General features: G+C 38.7%; 17 protein-coding genes. 7 read left to right on the top strand and 10 right to left on the bottom strand.

What is annotated here, in order from left to right:
• Positions 1 to 125 precede the first annotated feature (125 nt).
• A complete protein-coding gene (locus JN11_RS23365) occupies positions 126 to 311 on the top strand; it encodes a hypothetical protein (protein ID WP_144916622.1) in 186 nt (61 codons plus the stop codon).
• Between the two features lie 155 nt (positions 312 to 466).
• Positions 467 to 1,336, top strand: coding sequence for a creatininase family protein (locus tag JN11_RS23360; RefSeq protein ID WP_211360894.1), 870 nt, complete (start codon positions 467 to 469; stop codon positions 1,334 to 1,336).
• A 64-nt stretch (positions 1,337 to 1,400) separates the two neighbouring features.
• Here JN11_RS23360 and JN11_RS23355 read toward each other — a convergent pair whose 3' ends face one another.
• Together JN11_RS23355 and JN11_RS23350 are read right to left on the bottom strand one after the other, a co-directional pair.
• Positions 1,401 to 1,961 carry a hypothetical protein gene (locus tag JN11_RS23355; protein ID WP_144916618.1) on the bottom strand — a complete coding sequence of 187 codons (561 nt, stop codon included), beginning with the start codon at positions 1,959 to 1,961 and terminating at the stop codon, positions 1,401 to 1,403.
• A gap of 119 nt (positions 1,962 to 2,080) precedes the next feature.
• The gene (locus tag JN11_RS23350) at positions 2,081 to 2,746 is read right to left on the bottom strand and encodes a DUF4412 domain-containing protein (protein ID WP_144916616.1); all 666 of its coding nucleotides are present in this window, start codon (positions 2,744 to 2,746) and stop codon (positions 2,081 to 2,083) included.
• A gap of 150 nt (positions 2,747 to 2,896) precedes the next feature.
• Here JN11_RS23350 and JN11_RS23345 point away from each other — a divergent pair, with 150 nt between their 5' ends.
• A complete protein-coding gene (locus JN11_RS23345) occupies positions 2,897 to 4,216 on the top strand; it encodes a DUF3472 domain-containing protein (RefSeq protein ID WP_246139085.1) in 1,320 nt (439 codons plus the stop codon).
• 36 nt (positions 4,217 to 4,252) lie between these two features.
• Here the strand turns inward: JN11_RS23345 and JN11_RS23340 are convergent, their stop codons facing one another.
• Positions 4,253 to 7,249, bottom strand: coding sequence for a glycoside hydrolase domain-containing protein (locus JN11_RS23340; RefSeq protein WP_144916615.1), 2,997 nt, complete (start codon positions 7,247 to 7,249; stop codon positions 4,253 to 4,255).
• Positions 7,250 to 7,366: 117 nt separating this feature from the next.
• Positions 7,367 to 8,311: a Smr/MutS family protein gene (locus tag JN11_RS23335; RefSeq protein ID WP_144916613.1), complete on the bottom strand. Its 945-nt coding sequence runs from the start codon at positions 8,309 to 8,311 to the stop codon at positions 7,367 to 7,369.
• A gap of 369 nt (positions 8,312 to 8,680) precedes the next feature.
• On the opposite strand from JN11_RS23335, the gene JN11_RS23330 reads away from it, so the two are divergent.
• Entirely contained in the window at positions 8,681 to 10,558 is a 1,878-nt protein-coding gene (locus JN11_RS23330; RefSeq protein ID WP_144916612.1) for a M1 family metallopeptidase, read from the top strand.
• A 73-nt stretch (positions 10,559 to 10,631) separates the two neighbouring features.
• Here JN11_RS23330 and JN11_RS23325 read toward each other — a convergent pair whose 3' ends face one another.
• Complete coding sequence (locus JN11_RS23325; protein WP_144916610.1) at positions 10,632 to 11,018, bottom strand: YtxH domain-containing protein; 387 nt, start codon at positions 11,016 to 11,018, stop codon at positions 10,632 to 10,634.
• A gap of 134 nt (positions 11,019 to 11,152) precedes the next feature.
• On the bottom strand, positions 11,153 to 11,347 hold the full coding sequence (locus tag JN11_RS23320) for a cold-shock protein (RefSeq protein WP_144916608.1): 195 nt from the start codon (positions 11,345 to 11,347) through the stop codon (positions 11,153 to 11,155).
• Between the two features lie 122 nt (positions 11,348 to 11,469).
• Here JN11_RS23320 and JN11_RS23315 point away from each other — a divergent pair, with 122 nt between their 5' ends.
• Together JN11_RS23315 and JN11_RS23310 are read left to right on the top strand one after the other, a co-directional pair.
• Complete coding sequence (locus JN11_RS23315; RefSeq protein WP_144916607.1) at positions 11,470 to 11,835, top strand: hypothetical protein; 366 nt, start codon at positions 11,470 to 11,472, stop codon at positions 11,833 to 11,835.
• 355 nt (positions 11,836 to 12,190) lie between these two features.
• The gene (locus JN11_RS23310; protein ID WP_144916605.1) at positions 12,191 to 12,844 is read left to right on the top strand and encodes an HAD family hydrolase; all 654 of its coding nucleotides are present in this window, start codon (positions 12,191 to 12,193) and stop codon (positions 12,842 to 12,844) included.
• Positions 12,845 to 12,846: 2 nt separating this feature from the next.
• Here the strand turns inward: JN11_RS23310 and JN11_RS23305 are convergent, their stop codons facing one another.
• Positions 12,847 to 13,563: an SDR family NAD(P)-dependent oxidoreductase gene (locus tag JN11_RS23305; protein WP_144916603.1), complete on the bottom strand. Its 717-nt coding sequence runs from the start codon at positions 13,561 to 13,563 to the stop codon at positions 12,847 to 12,849.
• A 93-nt stretch (positions 13,564 to 13,656) separates the two neighbouring features.
• Here JN11_RS23305 and JN11_RS23300 point away from each other — a divergent pair, with 93 nt between their 5' ends.
• Positions 13,657 to 14,424 (top strand): hypothetical protein, encoded by a 768-nt coding sequence (locus tag JN11_RS23300; protein ID WP_144916601.1) that lies wholly within the window; start codon positions 13,657 to 13,659, stop codon positions 14,422 to 14,424.
• A gap of 1 nt (position 14,425) precedes the next feature.
• Here JN11_RS23300 and lysA read toward each other — a convergent pair whose 3' ends face one another.
• From lysA to JN11_RS23285, 3 genes are all read right to left on the bottom strand, one after another.
• Positions 14,426 to 15,580, bottom strand: a complete 1,155-nt coding sequence (gene lysA, locus JN11_RS23295; RefSeq protein WP_144916600.1) for a diaminopimelate decarboxylase — start codon at positions 15,578 to 15,580, stop codon at positions 14,426 to 14,428.
• Between the two features lie 162 nt (positions 15,581 to 15,742).
• Positions 15,743 to 17,053, bottom strand: a complete 1,311-nt coding sequence (locus tag JN11_RS23290; RefSeq protein ID WP_144916598.1) for an aspartate kinase — start codon at positions 17,051 to 17,053, stop codon at positions 15,743 to 15,745.
• A 133-nt stretch (positions 17,054 to 17,186) separates the two neighbouring features.
• The gene (locus JN11_RS23285; protein ID WP_144916597.1) at positions 17,187 to 17,561 is read right to left on the bottom strand and encodes a LiaF domain-containing protein; all 375 of its coding nucleotides are present in this window, start codon (positions 17,559 to 17,561) and stop codon (positions 17,187 to 17,189) included.
• Between the last annotated feature and the right edge of the window lie 177 nt (positions 17,562 to 17,738).

Raw genomic sequence — 17,738 nt, 5'->3', positions numbered from 1 at the left:
TGGAATATCATTTTAATTTCAGTAACAAATTAACAACTTGTATTGACAACCGCATGTCAACAGCTATTTTAATCGCCCCGGTAAATATTAAATATATAACTTTGATAAGTAACCAATTATAAATTATGGCACAAAAAGTAATTACTGTAAACATTAATGTTTACGAGCAATCCGTAACCAACCGTCACTCGGCTTATGAAGTAACGTATGTAAATAAATACCTTGATGAAGGCTGGGTTATCAAGGACATCATCCACAGCCCTACCGCTGCTGCAAACTGGACCAATATCACTTTTGTGCTGGAGAAATAGTGCCCCTTTTAAAACCCGGAATACTTCTTATTTATTGGACTGATGAGATTGTAACAATCGTATAATCAAACCAATCCTGTAAATATGAGTTCCGCATAATTTTGTATCTTCAATTTAATAAACCATCCTTAATAAACCTTTATTAAATCTGAATTATGAAACCATATTTATTACTATTGGTGGCTCTTCTTTTGTCGGGCTTTTCTTTTGCACAGGAAATACCTGCCCGCTGGGACGAACTGGTAGCCAGCGATTTTCCAAAGGCATTAGAAAAATCATCAAAAACATGTATCCTGCCAATTGGCATCCTGGAGAAACATGGCCCGCATTCACCTATCGGCACCGATTTGATCCACGTACGGGAATGGGCCTCAAGGGCTGTAAAATCAGAATATGCTGTTGTTTTTCCAGATTATTTTTACGGGCAAATTAATGAGGCCCGCCAGCAACCCGGAACCTTTGCCCTGCCAAGCAAAGTTATTTATGAACTGCTTGAAGCTACCTGTGATGAAATTGCCCGCAATGGCTTTGATAAAATTGTAATATTGAATGGTCATGGAGGCAATCCTGAATTTCTGGAATTCTTTATGCAATCCCTGTTAAACAAACGGCATAATTATGCAGTTTACCTGTATCGTCCTGAAAATGATCCGGATTATGCAGCAGAATATAAAAAGCTTCATAAATCTCCTATTAATGGCGATCTGCATGCCGGAGAGTCAGAAACTGCCACCTTGCTATATTATCGTCCCGACTTAATGCGGATGGATCGTGCTACCAATGAAAGCGGAGCTGACCAAAAGCGATCGGATTTGCCGGGATTATATACTCCCATCTGGTGGTATTCATCATTCCCAAATCATTATGCAGGTGAAGGAGATAAAGCGACATCTGAGTTTGGTAAGTTTATTACTGATCATGAAATTGCTTCGTTTATCAAAGCACTTAAAGAAGTAAAAGCGGATAACAAAACCATACCACTCCAAAATGAGTTTTATGATCGTGTAGATAAATTAAACAAGTAGGCTAATATTTAACGTTGTATATGTTCCAGTGTGTAAGCTGGCAAGCGAAAAGCAAATCAGTGTTTTAAGATTTTGAACGGATAAACGTAAAGTGTTTCGTATCATCATGACTTGCGTCACTGATGTCTTTCTTCAAGTTGTTTTTATCAGCAATTAAATTGTTTTCGGTAACCTTTACAGCAGTACTATCACCGGCTTTCAATGCTTTTTGTTTTGCCAGCTTATCAGCTTTTATTATTTTAACATCGGCTATAATCATTTTTTTATCAGCCTTTTTTATTTCCTTATGTGCCAGCATAAGCGGATGGCGTACACCTTCGCTTTTTAACTGCACTGCAATTGCTTTTATATACTTTTTATCTGCATCGGCTATGGCATAATCGGCTTTTGAAATTTTAAATTCACCCTTTATCATTGCCTGTTTAGCAATCGCTTTTTCACTATTATAATTGCGTATGCAATTATCCAGTTCTTTCATTTGTGCATTTTCACCGGGAGTGATTTTTGCTTTATTGCTTTGTGCAACAGACGGCTCTGTTTGAGCAAGATTTACTGTCGGGGTTGTTTGAGCAAATGTTGCAGCGGCAAAAAATATTGCGGAGGCCATTAGTACTACTTTTTTCATAATGTAGTTTTTATAATTGTTCCAATTTTGTTACATATGACGGTGTTGATAATAAATGGTTTAATTACACTCATGAAAAAATATTCATGCATATCACTGAAAATCAGTGATAATTTTCACTATAAAACGGCCTTTAAATCAGCATAAGACATCGGTTCATAATCTTTAGTGGCAGTAAAAAAACCCGGAGGAACCGATGTCTCTGTTAATTCTTTTAACTCGGCATTTATCTTCAGGCCATGATTAAAAGTTACAAACTTAACAGGGACGCCGCCAAAACCACTCACAGGCTTGCTCACAGAATTAGGCGTAATATCGATATCATTGGTGAGCCATATTTCATAAACAGCGCCGCTCTTTTTATCGGTGACCGTTGTTTTAAAACAATTATATCCGTTAACAACTTGTTTCTCTGTCCCCTTAACTGCCGTTAACTCCGGGTTGGATGCTCTTTCTTCGGCCACTTCGGCTGCCGTTAATAACACAAAGATCTTTTTTTCGATAGATGGAAAATCAATGATCATACTGTGGTAATTATCTTTAAAAACAGACACGCCTTTTATAGTTGTACCATTCTGAATAACGATTGCTGCGGTGGAGTCACCCCTGAAGAAGCACATAATTTCTGATGGAAGTCCAGCTGCCAGGTCTTTTTTATCAGCGGGTAAATCATACGATGCGGAGTAAGTTACAATACCTTCTTTAATCTGGCGTTGCGCATTTACAGTATTAAAGATCAAGGTAAGTAGTAACAATAACAGGATGGGCTTAAGCATAGTTTTCATAACGGGAATTCGAAAACTAAAATAGTATATTTTAAATTAAGCACACTTTAACCTTTCATCAACAAATTGAATTATGTTGAATTTGAATTTATTATTACAAAAGGAGATAGTTTGCGGGTTTTAAACCTATTTTTTCAATTAATTTGCTTTATGAAAATCCATAAAGTATTAACCCGTTCATTTCTATTTTGCTGCTTAAGCTTTGCGATGAACAGTTTTGTCAGCGCACATGCTGTGATTGCAAATACAGACAGCTTGGTAAACATCCCCATCGGTGGTAACTCATGGCGGACTGACCATGACACCACAGGCGGTAACATCACCAAAGATGGGATTGTTAACTGGACAAATTCTACAGCAGAATTTACTACCTACGTACGTCTTGCAAAAAAGGGAACATTAAAAATATGGCTCAACAGCAAAGTTGCCAATGGTAAAAGCATATTCAGTATCTCTGCGCTTAATTTAACCAAAAAGGTTGCTGTTACCGGTGACGCTTTTGTTGATCATTATGTGGGTGAATGGACCATTACCGATACTGGATACATCGCCATAAAAATAAAAGGACTTAGCAAAACAGGTAGTTATTATGCTGATATAAATAGTTTAAAAATATCGGGAACAGCAGTTGATGCCAAAACAGCATATGTAAAAAACAACGATGGCGATTTCTTTTACTGGGGACGCCGTGGCCCTTCGGTGCATTTAAGCTATCTGGTTCCTGAAAAAATGAACGTGGAATGGTTTTATAATGAGGTAACCGTACCAACAGGTAATGATGTGCTTCACTCTTATTTTATGGCCGATGGTTTCGGCGAAGGTTATTTCGGAATACAGGTAAACTCGCCAACTGAACGGCACATCTTGTTTTCTGTATGGAGTTCATTTAAAACGGATAACCCCGCTGCAATTCCGGATAGCCAGAAGATTGTTATGTTGAAAAAAGGCACCAATGTACACACGGGTGAGTTTGGCAACGAAGGCTCCGGTGGGCAAAGCTATTTATTGTATAACTGGAAAGCGGGCAATACCTATAAATTCCTGATGAGGGCTCAGCCTAATGGTAACAATCATACTGTTTATACCGCCTGGTTTTTTGCACCCGAATTAAATAAATGGCAGTTGATAGCGAGTTTTAGTCGCCCGCAAACTAATACTTGGTTAAAGCACCTGCATTCGTTTTTAGAGAACTTTGAACCCGAGCAGGGAACAATAACCCGCAAAGTATTATTTACCAACCAGTGGGTGGCGGATGAAAGCAGAAAATGGATCGAATTAAATAAAGCCCGTTTTACCATTGACAATACCGGGGCGAAGGGCTACAGAATGGATTATAGCGGCGGAACTGATGGCCCGGCCTTTTACCTTAAAAACTGTGGTTTTTTTAATCAATATACTATTCGTAATACCTTATTTGAACGGCCCGTATCCGGTAAAATGCCTGATATAGATTTTGATGAGCTACCGTAAAAAAGCAAAGACGCCGAGTTTGGCGCCTTTGCTTTTTTATTTCTCTCTGATAATAATTAACCAGCCCTTCCCTTTTTGCACCGGGATGTCCTGCCCATTGTTAAAACTTGCGGCAGGTTGAAAATTCTTTATTGCCGGAGCAGTGATTATAGCTTTTGACGGGGCAATACCAAGGGCTTTCCAATCAATCAGCAGTTTTATATTTACGTCATCGTTTGCCCAACTGGCAACAGATACCAGGGCGGCTTTATCTTTTTTATAGATAGTTGCCAATACCTCGGGGGTATTCGTTTTTACCGGATTATTCTCCACCCAATAACCAATCATTTTAGTGCCTTTCATACCGAAGTCATCCCAAACTTTCCATATTGGGCGCGGGTCGGCATTATCGCTCCATGGCATCCGGTTTGTCATACCGTAAATCATCCCACGGTATGGATTGCCGCCGCCCTGCAACATCTCCCCCATCAAACCAAATGGAATCCCTGAAACTTCGGTAAGGAAAAAGTCAGGCGAATTTTTCTCATAATCGAAATATTCGCCAAACCATAGCCTGTTTAAATAAGGAAAATGCTCCATGTATAAGTTGCCGCTATTATTAAAGCCATCGCTTTTATTGTATTGATTAGCCGAATGCAGATCGATAATACCAGGATGACCATCTTGTGTTAACACCCGTTTAATCCGTTTCATGGTGGTACGATCAAAGGCCACATCATCCAGGTAAATGCCATCAATGCAAACATTTTGTACCAACCAGTTCATCCCTTCCACATAGTAATTGTGCCACCTGCTCATCCCACTGTTTATTAAGGCTGCATCCCTTACTTCGGGCACATACCAAGCCGCAATATAGTCGTCGCCAACATGTTCCTGCAACCACGAATAGCCACCACCTTTCCCGGTCGAATAAATCTCGTGACCAAGACTACGCATGGCAAAAGTTTCATAGGCACTATTAGAAAGTTCCCTAACGGTATTATATATTTTTACTTTAAGACCTTTTTTATGCGCCTCATCAATATAAGCCTTCATGGCATCATGAGCAATAAAAGGATAATTGATATAGGGGTTAATCGGTGTTCCGTGGTGAATATTAATCACCGTAGCGCCAGTGGCTTTTATAGTATCAATATTATCATACTTATGATAAAAGCGTGTTGCCCATTGAAAATCAGTATTTATGGGGTGAAACGGAGTAATCAGCATGGTAAAATTATAATACAGCACATCGCCTTTTTTCATGCTCCGGCTACCGCTATAATTATTAACCAATACAGTGCTACCATTTTCTGTTATGTTGATACCGCCTTTATTATCATTACCCCAGGAGCTTGGCAGCAATAAAGGTTTTTGCAGATAGAAATTAGTATTCAGCGGACGTACATAGTTTTCATCACGCAAGGAATATTGCAGGCCGGCATTTACATCGCCTAACCAGGCACCATCCTGGCTCTTGTGGGCAACGTCCCATTTCCATTCGTAATGATCGGGCCGTTTTTCACCTTTAAGGTTAAGGCCCATCATATATTTGGCAGCATCTTTATTGAATGGGATTTCCATGCGGATATCATTTAGATTTACATCCTGCAAAGCTGTTACCTTCACGGTGTATGATGAAAACCCATCAAACTCCAGCGATCCGGACACATCCATTTGTAAATCGGCAGTAGTATTTATAGCTGTCCATTTAACAGTGCCCGGTTGTGTTTCGGTAAACGTTATCCCTTTGGACTGCCACTGCTCAACACCGCTCCCATTTTCTACCTTTAGTTCGATAGGACTACTGATCACCTGTTTGGCCTCGGTAGCAAATGAAGTCATCTCGGGTGTAAAATAGGTTTCAATATTTTTAGGGAACCCTGTTTTATCCAGAATAACCTTACGGCCCAGCAAAGCAATACTGTTATCCTTCACTAACAATGGGATATAAGGCTTAATTACCTCATTTTTTTGGGCGATGGTAGAGTTTAACCAGGTTAAGCGGGTTTGTTCCCGGGGTTCATTTACACCACCTTTTACTGCAATGGCATTACTTACAGTTAATCTTACACCGATCTTTGTGTTTTCAGCATTTTTCGCTGATATCGTTACAGATCCTTCATAAGTTCCGGCTATGGTGGTTGATGGTATATTCACCAGGCACCACATGGCCTGTACATCTCCCTTCGCAACATCAACTGAATGATTAAAATCATCGCCCCTAAAATCAACACCATTGGTATTTAGGCACGACATTACTTTTGCTGCTATCACCTTACCACTTTTATTTTTTAAAGCCGAAAAAGTGATTTTAACATCCTTAAGATCTTTTGTGACCGGAAATATTCCTAATTGGTAGGCAAAGTTTTCGCCTTTGACTGTTTTATCCGCAAAAACATTTCTCATGCCTCTGATGATCCAACGTTGCGGTAAATCGTGCTTCATGCGAATAGAGTGCAGACGGTCTTCTGGAAAAACTAAATAACTTCTACCTGCATTCTGGTGTATTAAATTGTCTATTTCTGCTTTGGTGGCAATTACCTCCATCGGGTAAAAGCTATTAATGGCGTTGATTGATTCTATACAATCAACCTTCGCATTTTCAACATTAATTGTGTTGTTAATAGATTGGAGCCAGTCATCACTGGCAGTTTGCTCTGGTTTTAAATATTTCGCATTGGGGTAATTTGATTTTCTATCTACTTTATAAGGCAAATAGTAAACAAAGTATTTTTGATCGCCAGAAACAGGTTCAAAATAAAGCGTGCAGCTTTCACGGCTGATGGAAGTTACCGATACATTGCTGATCCTTTTATTGGTTGCAGAGTCCACCACAAACAGGTCCTTATTTTCTGGATGCTGGTCATTTCTTCTCCATTCAATAAGTGCCCTTGCTATTTTAATATCCGAATGGTTAATGCTGATAACCACCCGATGATTACCTAATGAATCGGGATCCCAGTTATTGTTTTTTGAAATGTATTTAATTTCTTGTGCAACAGCAACATTGCAGCATACGATAAGTAATAACCAAAATAGGATTTGTTTCATTTTTACGATTTAAAATGATGCTCAAAGAGCACAGACCAGCAGATATTAAAAAGGCTAATTTATAAATCCTTTTTAACATGTCTACAGGAATAAACTAAACCTATAACAAAAAGTTTATCACTTTAAAACCACCCTGGTAGCACCATAACCAAACTTCTCTTTCCGGGCATCCATAAAGGTTTCTACTTTTTGATGTTTACCCAAAAGTTTATGAATCTCATGCCTCAATGTACCATTCCCGGCACCATGTATAAATATAATTTCGGGCAATTGATGCACTATAGCAGCATCTAAAGCTTTATGAAAATGTGCCAGTTGAATATTAAGCATTTCTGAGCTATCCAAAAACTGGTAATCATCGCGCAGTTTTTCAATGTGCAGATCAACCTCGCTGGTCGGCTTTTCAACAACTATTTTTTCTTCGGGACTTTTAAAGAAGCTTTCTTTTAACTTTTGTGCGTCAATTATCACTTCAGGTTCATCCAACTGAATTAACCAGCCTTGTTGATTAAGCAATGGTATTTGCTTTTTGGTACCCGAAAAATCCTTCGCCTTAAATTTCTCATTTACTACCAGCGGAGCAGGTGGCTGGGTATTATGAGTGGTGTGGTATATTACCTGGAATATAAATTTAGGCCATAACTGTAAATCAGCCAATTGTGCAGAATAAATCTTTTCGGTTGATTGAGGTTTAACTACACCACCAAATTCTCCTTTAAAGCTATTTTGCTTATCAGTAGTTAATGAAGCCAACAATTGAAATGAAGTTTCATTTATGATATAAAAATGCACTACTGAATTAGCTTTTGCATCATTTGCCACACCAATATAAACACCTTTGGTTTTAAATTCGCCAGTAGCTATTATGGCTTCTTCCACTTTTGATTTGGAGGCACCAGCCGGTTCATAACCATGTACCGTGGTAACCTTACTGGCCAAAACCGGGATCTCGAAATCATCTTCGCCGGTAACACCAATCATATTATCGTCAATAATACGGGTTACAAAACCTTCCATTTTCTCGTCAACAAAACGCACAAAATCACCTAATTTATATTTCATAATATGGATTACACTGATTATTTATGATTACACTGATTAAGAAGGGATTTCACCAATTAGGCTATGATTTCACTGAGCCTAATTATATTGATTAACGTCTAATTTATCAAAATCGATGTAATCAAAACAAATCGGTGTATCACTCCAAAAACAAAAAAGCCATCCGCCCAAAGGCTGATGGCTCAAATTAGTTATTTAATACCCCTATTAAAATAACTGCTGCAAAGTAAAAAAATATTTACCGCACTACAAATAGTAAATCATTTTTTTTTGCAAAATTGTTGCAATTAGAATATTCCGCTACTTTTTTTAGCCAGCACACTTAATTTATATAAATTGCATCTTAATTTATATAAAATTTTCTCTCTAATGTATAAATCAATTATTCTGACTGCGTTTTCCAGTCTGGTGTTATGGCAGGTACAGGCTCAGGAGCTTTATATGCCGCGCGACATTAAACACGCTTATCTTAAAGAAACCCGTTCTCTGGATGGCCGTCCCGGTAAAAACTATTGGGAAAACCATGGGCACTACAACATTTCCATCACCACCCTGCCGCCAGATCGTACCGTAAAAGGTGTTGAGCAGATCACTTATTACAACAACAGCCCGGATACTTTAAAAAGGCTGAACATGAAATTGATATTAAATATTCATCGTCCTGGTGCAGCAAGGTTTAGTCCGGCTGGTGATGACTATTTAACCCATGGTGTACAGATAGACAATTTCACTATAAATGGAGCAAAAAAAGATTGGAGCAATAGCCATGCATCTTCAACCAATCAATCTGTGAGCCTGGCCCAGCCGCTGCTTCCTCACGATTCTGTAAAAATGGACATTACCTGGCATTTTGAAGTATCAAAACAAAGCGGCCGCGAAGGAATGATTGATTCAACCACTTATTACCTGGCTTATTTTTATCCGCGGGTATCTGTTTATGATGATTACAACGGATGGGATACTTTGCCCTTTTTAGATGCGCAGGAGTTTTATAACGACTTTAATGATTATACCTTAAATGTAACGGTACCCAAAAACTATCTTGTTTGGGCCACCGGCACCCTGCAAAACCCAAAACAGGTTTTACAACCTGAGTATGCTAAACGATTGGAAAAATCATTTACCAGCGACTCTACCATACACGTTGCTACCGCCGAAGATTTGGCAAAGAAAAACATCACAGCCCAAAACGATCAAAACACCTGGACATGGACCGCCAGTAATATAAGTGACATGGCCGTTGGTATAAGCGATCATTACGATTGGGATGCGGCCAGTGCCATTGTTGATGATGCTACCCACCGCAGGGCAAGCATGCAGTCGGCATTTTTGGATAACTCTGCCGATTTTCACCATGCCGTTCAGGCGGGCCGCCATTCATTAAGCTGGCTGTCGCACAATTGGCCCGGTGTACCTTATCCATTCCCTAAAATGACTTCATTCCAGGGATTTGCTGATATGGAATACCCAATGATGGTTAATGACAGCCATACTGACGATATTGCTTTTTCACAATTTGTACAGGAACATGAAATTGCGCATACCTATTTCCCTTTTTATATGGGCATTAATGAAAGCCGTTATGCCTTTATGGATGAGGGCTGGGCAACCACCTTTGAATTACTGATAGGAGAATCGGAAGTAGGCAAAGAGAAAGCCGAGAAACTGTATAAAGGCTTCCGTGTTAACGGCTGGATCAATAACCGCGCTACAGCAGAAGATCTGCCGATCATCACTCCGTCAAGCGAGTTAAGAGGCGGCTATGGCAATAACTCTTATGGCAAACCATCATTAAGTTATTTTGCATTAAAGGATATGTTGGGCGATGACCTTTTTAAAAAAGCATTGCATTTTTATATGGAACAGTGGAACGGCAAGCACCCTATCCCATGGGATTATTTTAATGCTATGAACACCGGATCGGGCAAAAACCTTAACTGGTTCTTCCAAAACTGGTTCTTTACTAATGACTATATTGATCTTGATCTGCAAAAAGTAGATAAAGCTGATAATGGCTATACTTTTTCAATAAAAAATATAGGAGGCTATGCAGTACCGTTTGATATTATTGTTACCTATAGTGACGGCACTACGGCAACTTTTCACCAAACACCAATTGTTTGGGAACAAAATCAAAAACAAATCAGCGTAACAGTTAAAACTGATAAAACCATACAATCAGCCTTGATTGATGGCGGTATATTTATGGATGCCGATGTAAGCAACAATAACTGGACGGCAAAATAATTAAAAGATAAAACATCTTTAAAACAATAAAACCCAGCTAAAAGCCGGGTTTTATTGTTTCTATAAAGTGATATTATGAATTTTGTATCGAGTGATTTAAATCATTCGATCCGGATTTAACTTTTGCTTTGGCTTCATCAATTTTACTTTGTGCCTGACCCTTTAAATCATTTACTTTTGATTGCGCTGCATCAATAGCTTCGTCTTTATAATCAGACACATCGCTCAACACACTGCTCAGTTTTGATTTGGCCTTGTCATAAACGGTATTGCCATATTCTTTTATACCGCTGGTTGTTGATTGTGCTTTATTTTTAGCCGAATCAACCAAATCACCAATATAGTCTGCAATGCCTTCTCTTAAAGTTTCGCCTTTTTCGGGAGCCAGCAATAATCCAATTGCCGCGCCTGCTGCCGCACCTATCAAAAGTGCTGCAATAACTCTTGTCTGATCTTTCATTTTTATTATACTTTTAATAGATGTTTACTTGTTTAATAACATGAGTGACACAATAACAATGCCAAGCAAGGTGCAAAAAAAAAGCATCCACTTTTTTAGTGGATGCCGCATACGTTTAATGATTTATATTATAATTAAATAACTTTTACATTTACCGCGTTTAAGCCTTTTCTTCCGTTTTCAACTTCAAACTCCACTTTATCATTCTCACGGATTTCATCGATTAGGCCTGTTGAATGAACAAATACGTCCTGGCCACCACTGTTTGGTGTAATAAAACCAAAACCTTTTGTTTCATTGAAAAATTTAACTGTTCCTTCTTTTTGCATTATTTTATTTATTAAAGGCGGCAAGGTAGGCATAATAATTTGTATAGAGCGAACATTTAATAATTTAATTACAAGTAAATAACTATCATTACCTAAGTTTGATAACTTAATTTATTATATAAATGAAACATTTCAGTATAATTATCTGCCTGTTTGTCAGCCTTTTTGCAACCACGGCTTTCTGCCAAACCGGTATACCTGCAAAGGATGCAGCAAAACACTTAAATGAAAAAGTGATGGTTTGTGATGTAATATATGGCGGTAAATTTTTAAGTGGTGCCGACATTACCCTTATTGATGTTGGAGGCAGCCATCCCGACGAATTACTTACCCTGGTAATTAAAGGTGATGACCGTAAAAAATTCACAGTCGCGCCGGAAGATGCATTTAAAGGAAAAAAAGTATGCATTACCGGACAAATTGTAGACTATAAAGGTAAACCGGAAATTATAATAACCGATCCGGAACAGATAAAGGAACAGCAATAAAGATTATTTTTTTGAATTTCGGGAGATTGACCAGTATTTTCAACCTGCTCCCGGACTTCATAACATCAATGTATAAAGCATAAAAAAGCCCTTTAGCAGTGGCTAAACGGGCTTTGCTAAACAGCATTAAATCTCACCAATCCATCCCCATCACAAGCCCGTTAATCCTTTAGCCACATTTTCAATATTTTGCAGGTAGATGCAGGGTAAAAAAAACGATTACTGTTACAAGCCGGATATGATTAATTTACGGCAAACAACACATTACAGTTTTATTACCAAAAAGAATTTTTTAAACTTTACTTTTGCCGCAAATTGCCTTTTATTATAACAGGACGCACTTTTTAATAATTGAATGAAAGCCTTTATTTTTGATCTTAACGGTACCATGATTAATGATATGACCTATCATACCAAAGCATGGCAAAACCTTTTAAATAATGAGTTAGGCGGTAGCTTTAGCTGGGATGAAGTAAAACCGCAGATGTATGGTAAAAATCCGGAAGTGTTGGTAAGGATGTTCGGTCCTGACCGTTTCACGCTGGAGGAAATGAATCAATTATCCTTAGAGAAAGAAAAGAAATACCAGCAGGAGTTTTTACCCCATCTGGAGCTTTTACCTGGTCTGCATGACTTTCTGGAAAATGCGTATCAACAAGGTATCCCGATGGCAATTGGTTCAGCAGCTATCCCTTTTAATATTGATTTTGTGCTGGATAATCTTAACATCAGGCATTATTTTACTGCTATTGTAAGTGCAGATGATGTTGTTTTAAGCAAGCCCCATCCCGAAACATTTTTAAAAGCGGCACAGTTATTAAATGCTGATCCGGCAAATTGTATTGTTTTTGAAGATGTACCCAAAGGTGCCGAAGCGGCTTCAAACGCAGGGATGAAAGCGGTGGTGATAACTACTACTCATGAACCCGCAGAATTTGCTTACCTGCAAAATGTGATCCATTTCACCAACAATTATGGCGATGATTTTATAAAGGGATTGCTTGGCTAAACCTACATCCGTTTATATAAAAACCTTGGCAAAAAGCGGAGGATAAAAGCCACCAGCCGCCAGCGTTTGGTAATATAAACTACCCCTTTTTTATTTTGGATGGCATCAAAAATCTGTTTTGATGCTTTTTCAACCGTTGCCATCCAAAACATATTTTCGCCTGCAGCCATGGCGGTATCTACAAATCCGGGTCTTATATCGGTAATGTAAATGGGGTATTTCAACTTTTTCGCTTTTTGGGATAAACCTTCAAGGTAATTAATCTGATAAGCCTTCGATGCAAAATAAGCTGGTGCCTGCCTGCTGCCGCGAGTACCGGCTATAGATGTTATGGCCGCAAAATGGCCGAATGCCTGACGCTGAAAAAAATTAAAGCCCCAATCGGCAACAGCCGTAAAGCCGGCAACGTTAACTTCATTCGTATATCTTTCTATATCAGGCTTCAACGTGGGGTTAATTTTTCCGGTACCTGAACTCATAAACAGCAAATCAAGTCCACCTAATTGATCGGCGAGCTCTTTCAATTTAAAAGGTACTTGTTGAATATTAGTTACATCAAATGCTGAAGCAATAAAACAACCGGGTTTCAAAGCTTTTAGTTCTTCTAATAATTCTGCTCTCCTGCCGGTAATGCCAACCTGGTAATTGTTTTCTTCCAAAATAATGGCCAATTGCCTGCCAATACCGGATGTAGCACCAACTATTATCGCTTTTTTCATGGTATTAATAATTAAGGCTAAAGTAAGACCGTTATTAGTATCAATTGTTACTCAAATATTTATCTATATTGTATTGCCAATATAAATCAACTTATGAATATAAAATTTACCTGTTTAACTTTATTTATAGCTGTATTATTTGCGTCTTGCTCCCATTTATACGAGCCGGCATTATACCACCAGGATATAGCCTATCAACCCAAACCTGCTTCTTTTGATACTACAAAAGCAGCCAATTATGTTTCAGGTGGTTTATACGCCAATAGTAATACACATTACAATGATTTTTTAGTAAGCGGGCAATTTAACCTGAGCCGGGGTTATGTTTTTAATAATTTCAACCTGGCTTATGGTGCTTTCGGGGTTTTTGGCGACTATCAAAGCGATCAGTCAAATCATAATGCGCCAAATTATTTTAGCGACAAATTTTTCGGAGCAGTAGGCGGCCGATTTTCAGCCAATGCCTTTGTTACATCAGGCCGGACCGATTTCAGATTCATAGGTGTGGAAATGGCTTATAGCCATGAATTTGGCTCGTACGCTGATTACCGGCAATACTTAAATACCAAACCAGGTTATTTTGTTGATCCAAGAACTAACCTGTTCACCATCGGTTTAACCTCAGAAGTATATTTTCACAACATAAATGATGTTGGTTTTCAGCATGGCATACGCCTGTTTCTGGGTACAACAGTGGGATACAATGAATTAAACACCACTTACTTTACGAACCAAACATCTACAGAAAAAATGTTCAACAGCATTTTCCCTAAAGTGAGTTACTTTATTAAGGTAAAAGATTTTTTCGGCACGGTTGAAGCTGGCGAAAACTTTTTTATCCGGTTTGGTTATAAGTTTTAACCTATTCCGAATAAACGCTTCCTACTATGTCTCTTAAGTTATATCCAGAAGCCATTACCTCGCCATAGGCACCTGCGGTGCGGATGGCGAACAAATCGCCGCGGTGTGATTGCGGAAGCTCCACATCTTTTTGGAAGCAATCTGTGCTTTCGCATATCGGGCCAACAACATCGTAGTGAACAGTTTCTTCACTTTCTGTCTGGCTTAAATTCTCTATTAAATGATATGCCTGGTACAACATAGGGCGAATCAGTTCGGTCATACCGGCATCCAGCACCAGGAAGTTTTTCTTCAACCCATTTTTAACATATAACACCCTTGATATTAAAGAAGCACTTTGCGCAACCAGTGCACGGCCCAGCTCAAAGTGTACCTCCTGACCCGGCTTTACATTTAAAAACTGGCTGAATACTTTAAAGTAACTTTCAAAATCGCTGATGCCATTGGTATCAGGGTTATAATAATCAACACCCAGGCCACCACCTGTATTTAAAACTTTTATTTCAAAACCATGGTCATTAAACCAATCCTGCATTTCATTAATACGGGTACAAAGGTTTTTGTAAACCTCCATATCTGTAATTTGCGAACCGATATGAAAATGGATGCCTAAAAATTTAAGGTTCGGGCATTCTTTTAAAGCCTTAATTACATCAGGCAACTGCCAGGTGTTAATGCCGAATTTATTTTCATCCAGGCCGGTAGTTATAAAATGGTGTGTATGTGCGTCAACATTGGGATTAATGCGGATAGCAACACTGGCTGTTTTATATTTGGCTTTCGCCAGATCATTGATAATATATAATTCCTGTACCGATTCAACATTAAAGCAAAAAATGTCGGCATCTAAAGCCAGGTTTATTTCCCTGTCAGATTTTCCTACACCGGCAAATACCACTTTATCTTTTCCAAAACCATGTTCAATAGCAGCTTTAACCTCATTACCACTTACACAATCGGCGCCAAAGCCGTAAGACTGAATAATATCCAACACCTTTGGATTAAAATTAGCCTTCATGGCATAATGCACGTGAAAACCATATTTGGATGCCGCGGTGCGGCAAGCCTCTAAAGTTTTACGCAAAGCATCAAGGTCATAATAATAAAAAGGCGTGTCTAATTGCTGAAAACGGTTTATGGTGTTTGTGTTGAACATTTGTCTAATTTATTTTTTATTTAGTGTCCTGAGAGCCCCCTCTAAATCTCCCCCGGTAGGGGAGACTTTTGACTTCGCCCGCGTTCATTTTTTAAGTCCTCCCTACCGGTGAGGATTTAGGTGGGGCTTCTTTTTAATTTTTCTATTTATTAATTCTGAAATCTAAAACAGTCTATTATGTAAGCTTCTTAAAATTTCTGTTTTATCAGTTGTTTGAACCAGTAAGGACATATTATGATCGCTGCCTCCATAGGAAATCATCCTGATCGGAATATGCTTTACTGCTTCGAGCACCCGGGCTGCGTATCCGTGTTTTTCGGCACCAAAATCACCTACCACACAAATAATGGTTTGATTTTGATCAATCTCTACCGAACCCAGGCGATTTAGTTCTTCGACTATTTCCTTCAGGTAAGTAGTATCATCAATAGTTAAAGACACGGCCACTTCTGAAGTAGTGATCATATCGATAGATGTTTTGTATCGTTCAAAAACCTCAAACACCCGGCGCAAAAAGCCATGAGCCAGCAGCATCCTGCTTGATTGTATTTTGATAGCTGTAATACCATCTTTAGCCGCGATAGATTTTATCTGGTCTTTCTCACTTGTATTAGTAATCAATGTACCCTTAGCTTTTGGATCCATCGTATTCAGCAAACGAACAGGAATCTTATATTTCCGGGCAGGGAACACACTTTGGGGATGCAGTATCTTGGCCCCAAAATAAGCCAGCTCGGCAGCTTCATCAAATGAAAGACGGGCAATTGGCTGTGTACCTTTCACAATCCTCGGATCGTTATTGTGCATTCCGTCAATATCGGTCCAGATCTGTACTTCTTCACTGCGGATACCGGCCCCAATCAACGAAGCAGTATAGTCACTACCTCCCCGGCGCAGGTTGTCAATTTCACCAAAGCTATTGCGGCAAATGTATCCCTGGGTAATAAATAAGTTATTGTGCGGATCTTTATCAAGCAGTGGTGTAATGTGATTGGTAATATAATCTACTATCGGCTCATTATCCTCATCAATCTTCATAAAATCAAGCGCGGCTAATAAAACCGAGGGTATACCTATTTCTTTAAGATAAACATGGTATAAAGTGGTAGATAAGAGCTCGCCCTGTGCTAAAATCACCTTTTCCTCAATTGAAGTAAAAAGATCATTGGCAAAGCCACTTAATAAGTTGAAGTGATAGTCGATAACTTCTTTACCCTGTTCCAAATATGCTGGTTTGGCAAAAAGTTCCTTTATAAAAAGTTGGTACTTGTCTTTTAAAGCTGCTATTAAAACAGCCGCCTTTTTTTTATCGCCCGATAGATAAGCCTGCCCTATCTCTACCAAACTATTTGTTGTACCTGATACTGCTGATAATACCACAATCTGCCTTTCAGCAGCGTCAATAATATCCAGCAGTTTCTTCATCCGCTCAGGGCTGCCCACCGATGTACCACCAAATTTTAAAACTTTCATCCCCTTATTTTTTAACATCAAAAACCGGCACACTTAACGCCATTTTTGAGGGGCTAAAAATAGGATTTTAAACGGCTTATAGCCAATATATGAGCAAATAAAATTGGGTAAAGTAAATATAAGCAGCCGTTTATCAGGCGCAGTTTAAAATACTAACCGCCCCAAATGCCGAATAACCTTTAAGTATTAAAACTTTCTCTTTGTTATCAGCCATAAGGGTATCAGTTCTTTTATCAGTTACTTCGGCAAAAATTGCGGCATGATGCGTAATAATAAACCAATCTGCAGGCACTTTAATAATTGTTTCGCCAAAAGTTTGTGAAATATCAATCGTTACCGATCCATGTATATCTGCCTGGCTAAAATCAAGCTCTGTGCGGCCAAAAACGTTGGTAACAAACCCACCCCTAAAGTTTTTTGAATAGATAAATTTCTTCATTTCCCCGAAAACCATAGTTGAGCTAACATAATCATCAGGATTGACAGTTTGTTGGAAAGCGTTATTCATAAACCGGGTTTTTAATTTTTATATAAAATTAGTAATCGCTAGTGTTAATGAATAACAGAATATGGCGACCTATCAAAATACGTCGGTAAACAGCTGTATTTTGACGGTAAACTATTTGGAATAACCACAAACACCGAACTTTCATAAGGAAATTTTACATTAAAAAAGAAGGAGAAG

The organism is Mucilaginibacter frigoritolerans (assembly GCF_007830615.1).
GTDB classification, from domain to species: Bacteria; Bacteroidota; Bacteroidia; order Sphingobacteriales; family Sphingobacteriaceae; genus Mucilaginibacter; species Mucilaginibacter frigoritolerans.
This window is presented reverse-complemented; position numbering and strand designations above follow the sequence as displayed.

Excerpts from the sequence above, each read along its gene's own strand:
- JN11_RS23335 (WP_144916613.1), bottom strand. The coding sequence starts at position 8,311 with ATGAAATATAAATTAGGTGATTTTGTGCGTTTTGTTGACGAGAAAATG.
- JN11_RS23325 (WP_144916610.1), bottom strand. The coding sequence starts at position 11,018 with ATGAAAGATCAGACAAGAGTTATTGCAGCACTTTTGATAGGTGCGGCA.
- JN11_RS23330 (WP_144916612.1), top strand. The coding sequence starts at position 8,681 with ATGTATAAATCAATTATTCTGACTGCGTTTTCCAGTCTGGTGTTATGG.
- JN11_RS23285 (WP_144916597.1), bottom strand. The coding sequence starts at position 17,561 with ATGAATAACGCTTTCCAACAAACTGTCAATCCTGATGATTATGTTAGC.
- JN11_RS23315 (WP_144916607.1), top strand. The coding sequence starts at position 11,470 with ATGAAACATTTCAGTATAATTATCTGCCTGTTTGTCAGCCTTTTTGCA.
- JN11_RS23305 (WP_144916603.1), bottom strand. The coding sequence starts at position 13,563 with ATGAAAAAAGCGATAATAGTTGGTGCTACATCCGGTATTGGCAGGCAA.
- JN11_RS23360 (WP_211360894.1), top strand. The coding sequence starts at position 467 with ATGAAACCATATTTATTACTATTGGTGGCTCTTCTTTTGTCGGGCTTT.
- JN11_RS23345 (WP_246139085.1), top strand. The coding sequence starts at position 2,897 with ATGAAAATCCATAAAGTATTAACCCGTTCATTTCTATTTTGCTGCTTA.
- JN11_RS23300 (WP_144916601.1), top strand. The coding sequence starts at position 13,657 with ATGAATATAAAATTTACCTGTTTAACTTTATTTATAGCTGTATTATTT.
- JN11_RS23340 (WP_144916615.1), bottom strand. The coding sequence starts at position 7,249 with ATGAAACAAATCCTATTTTGGTTATTACTTATCGTATGCTGCAATGTT.
- JN11_RS23290 (WP_144916598.1), bottom strand. The coding sequence starts at position 17,053 with ATGAAAGTTTTAAAATTTGGTGGTACATCGGTGGGCAGCCCTGAGCGG.
- JN11_RS23365 (WP_144916622.1), top strand. The coding sequence starts at position 126 with ATGGCACAAAAAGTAATTACTGTAAACATTAATGTTTACGAGCAATCC.
- JN11_RS23310 (WP_144916605.1), top strand. The coding sequence starts at position 12,191 with ATGAAAGCCTTTATTTTTGATCTTAACGGTACCATGATTAATGATATG.
- JN11_RS23320 (WP_144916608.1), bottom strand. The coding sequence starts at position 11,347 with ATGCAAAAAGAAGGAACAGTTAAATTTTTCAATGAAACAAAAGGTTTT.
- lysA (WP_144916600.1), bottom strand. The coding sequence starts at position 15,580 with ATGTTCAACACAAACACCATAAACCGTTTTCAGCAATTAGACACGCCT.
- JN11_RS23355 (WP_144916618.1), bottom strand. The coding sequence starts at position 1,961 with ATGAAAAAAGTAGTACTAATGGCCTCCGCAATATTTTTTGCCGCTGCA.
- JN11_RS23350 (WP_144916616.1), bottom strand. The coding sequence starts at position 2,746 with ATGAAAACTATGCTTAAGCCCATCCTGTTATTGTTACTACTTACCTTG.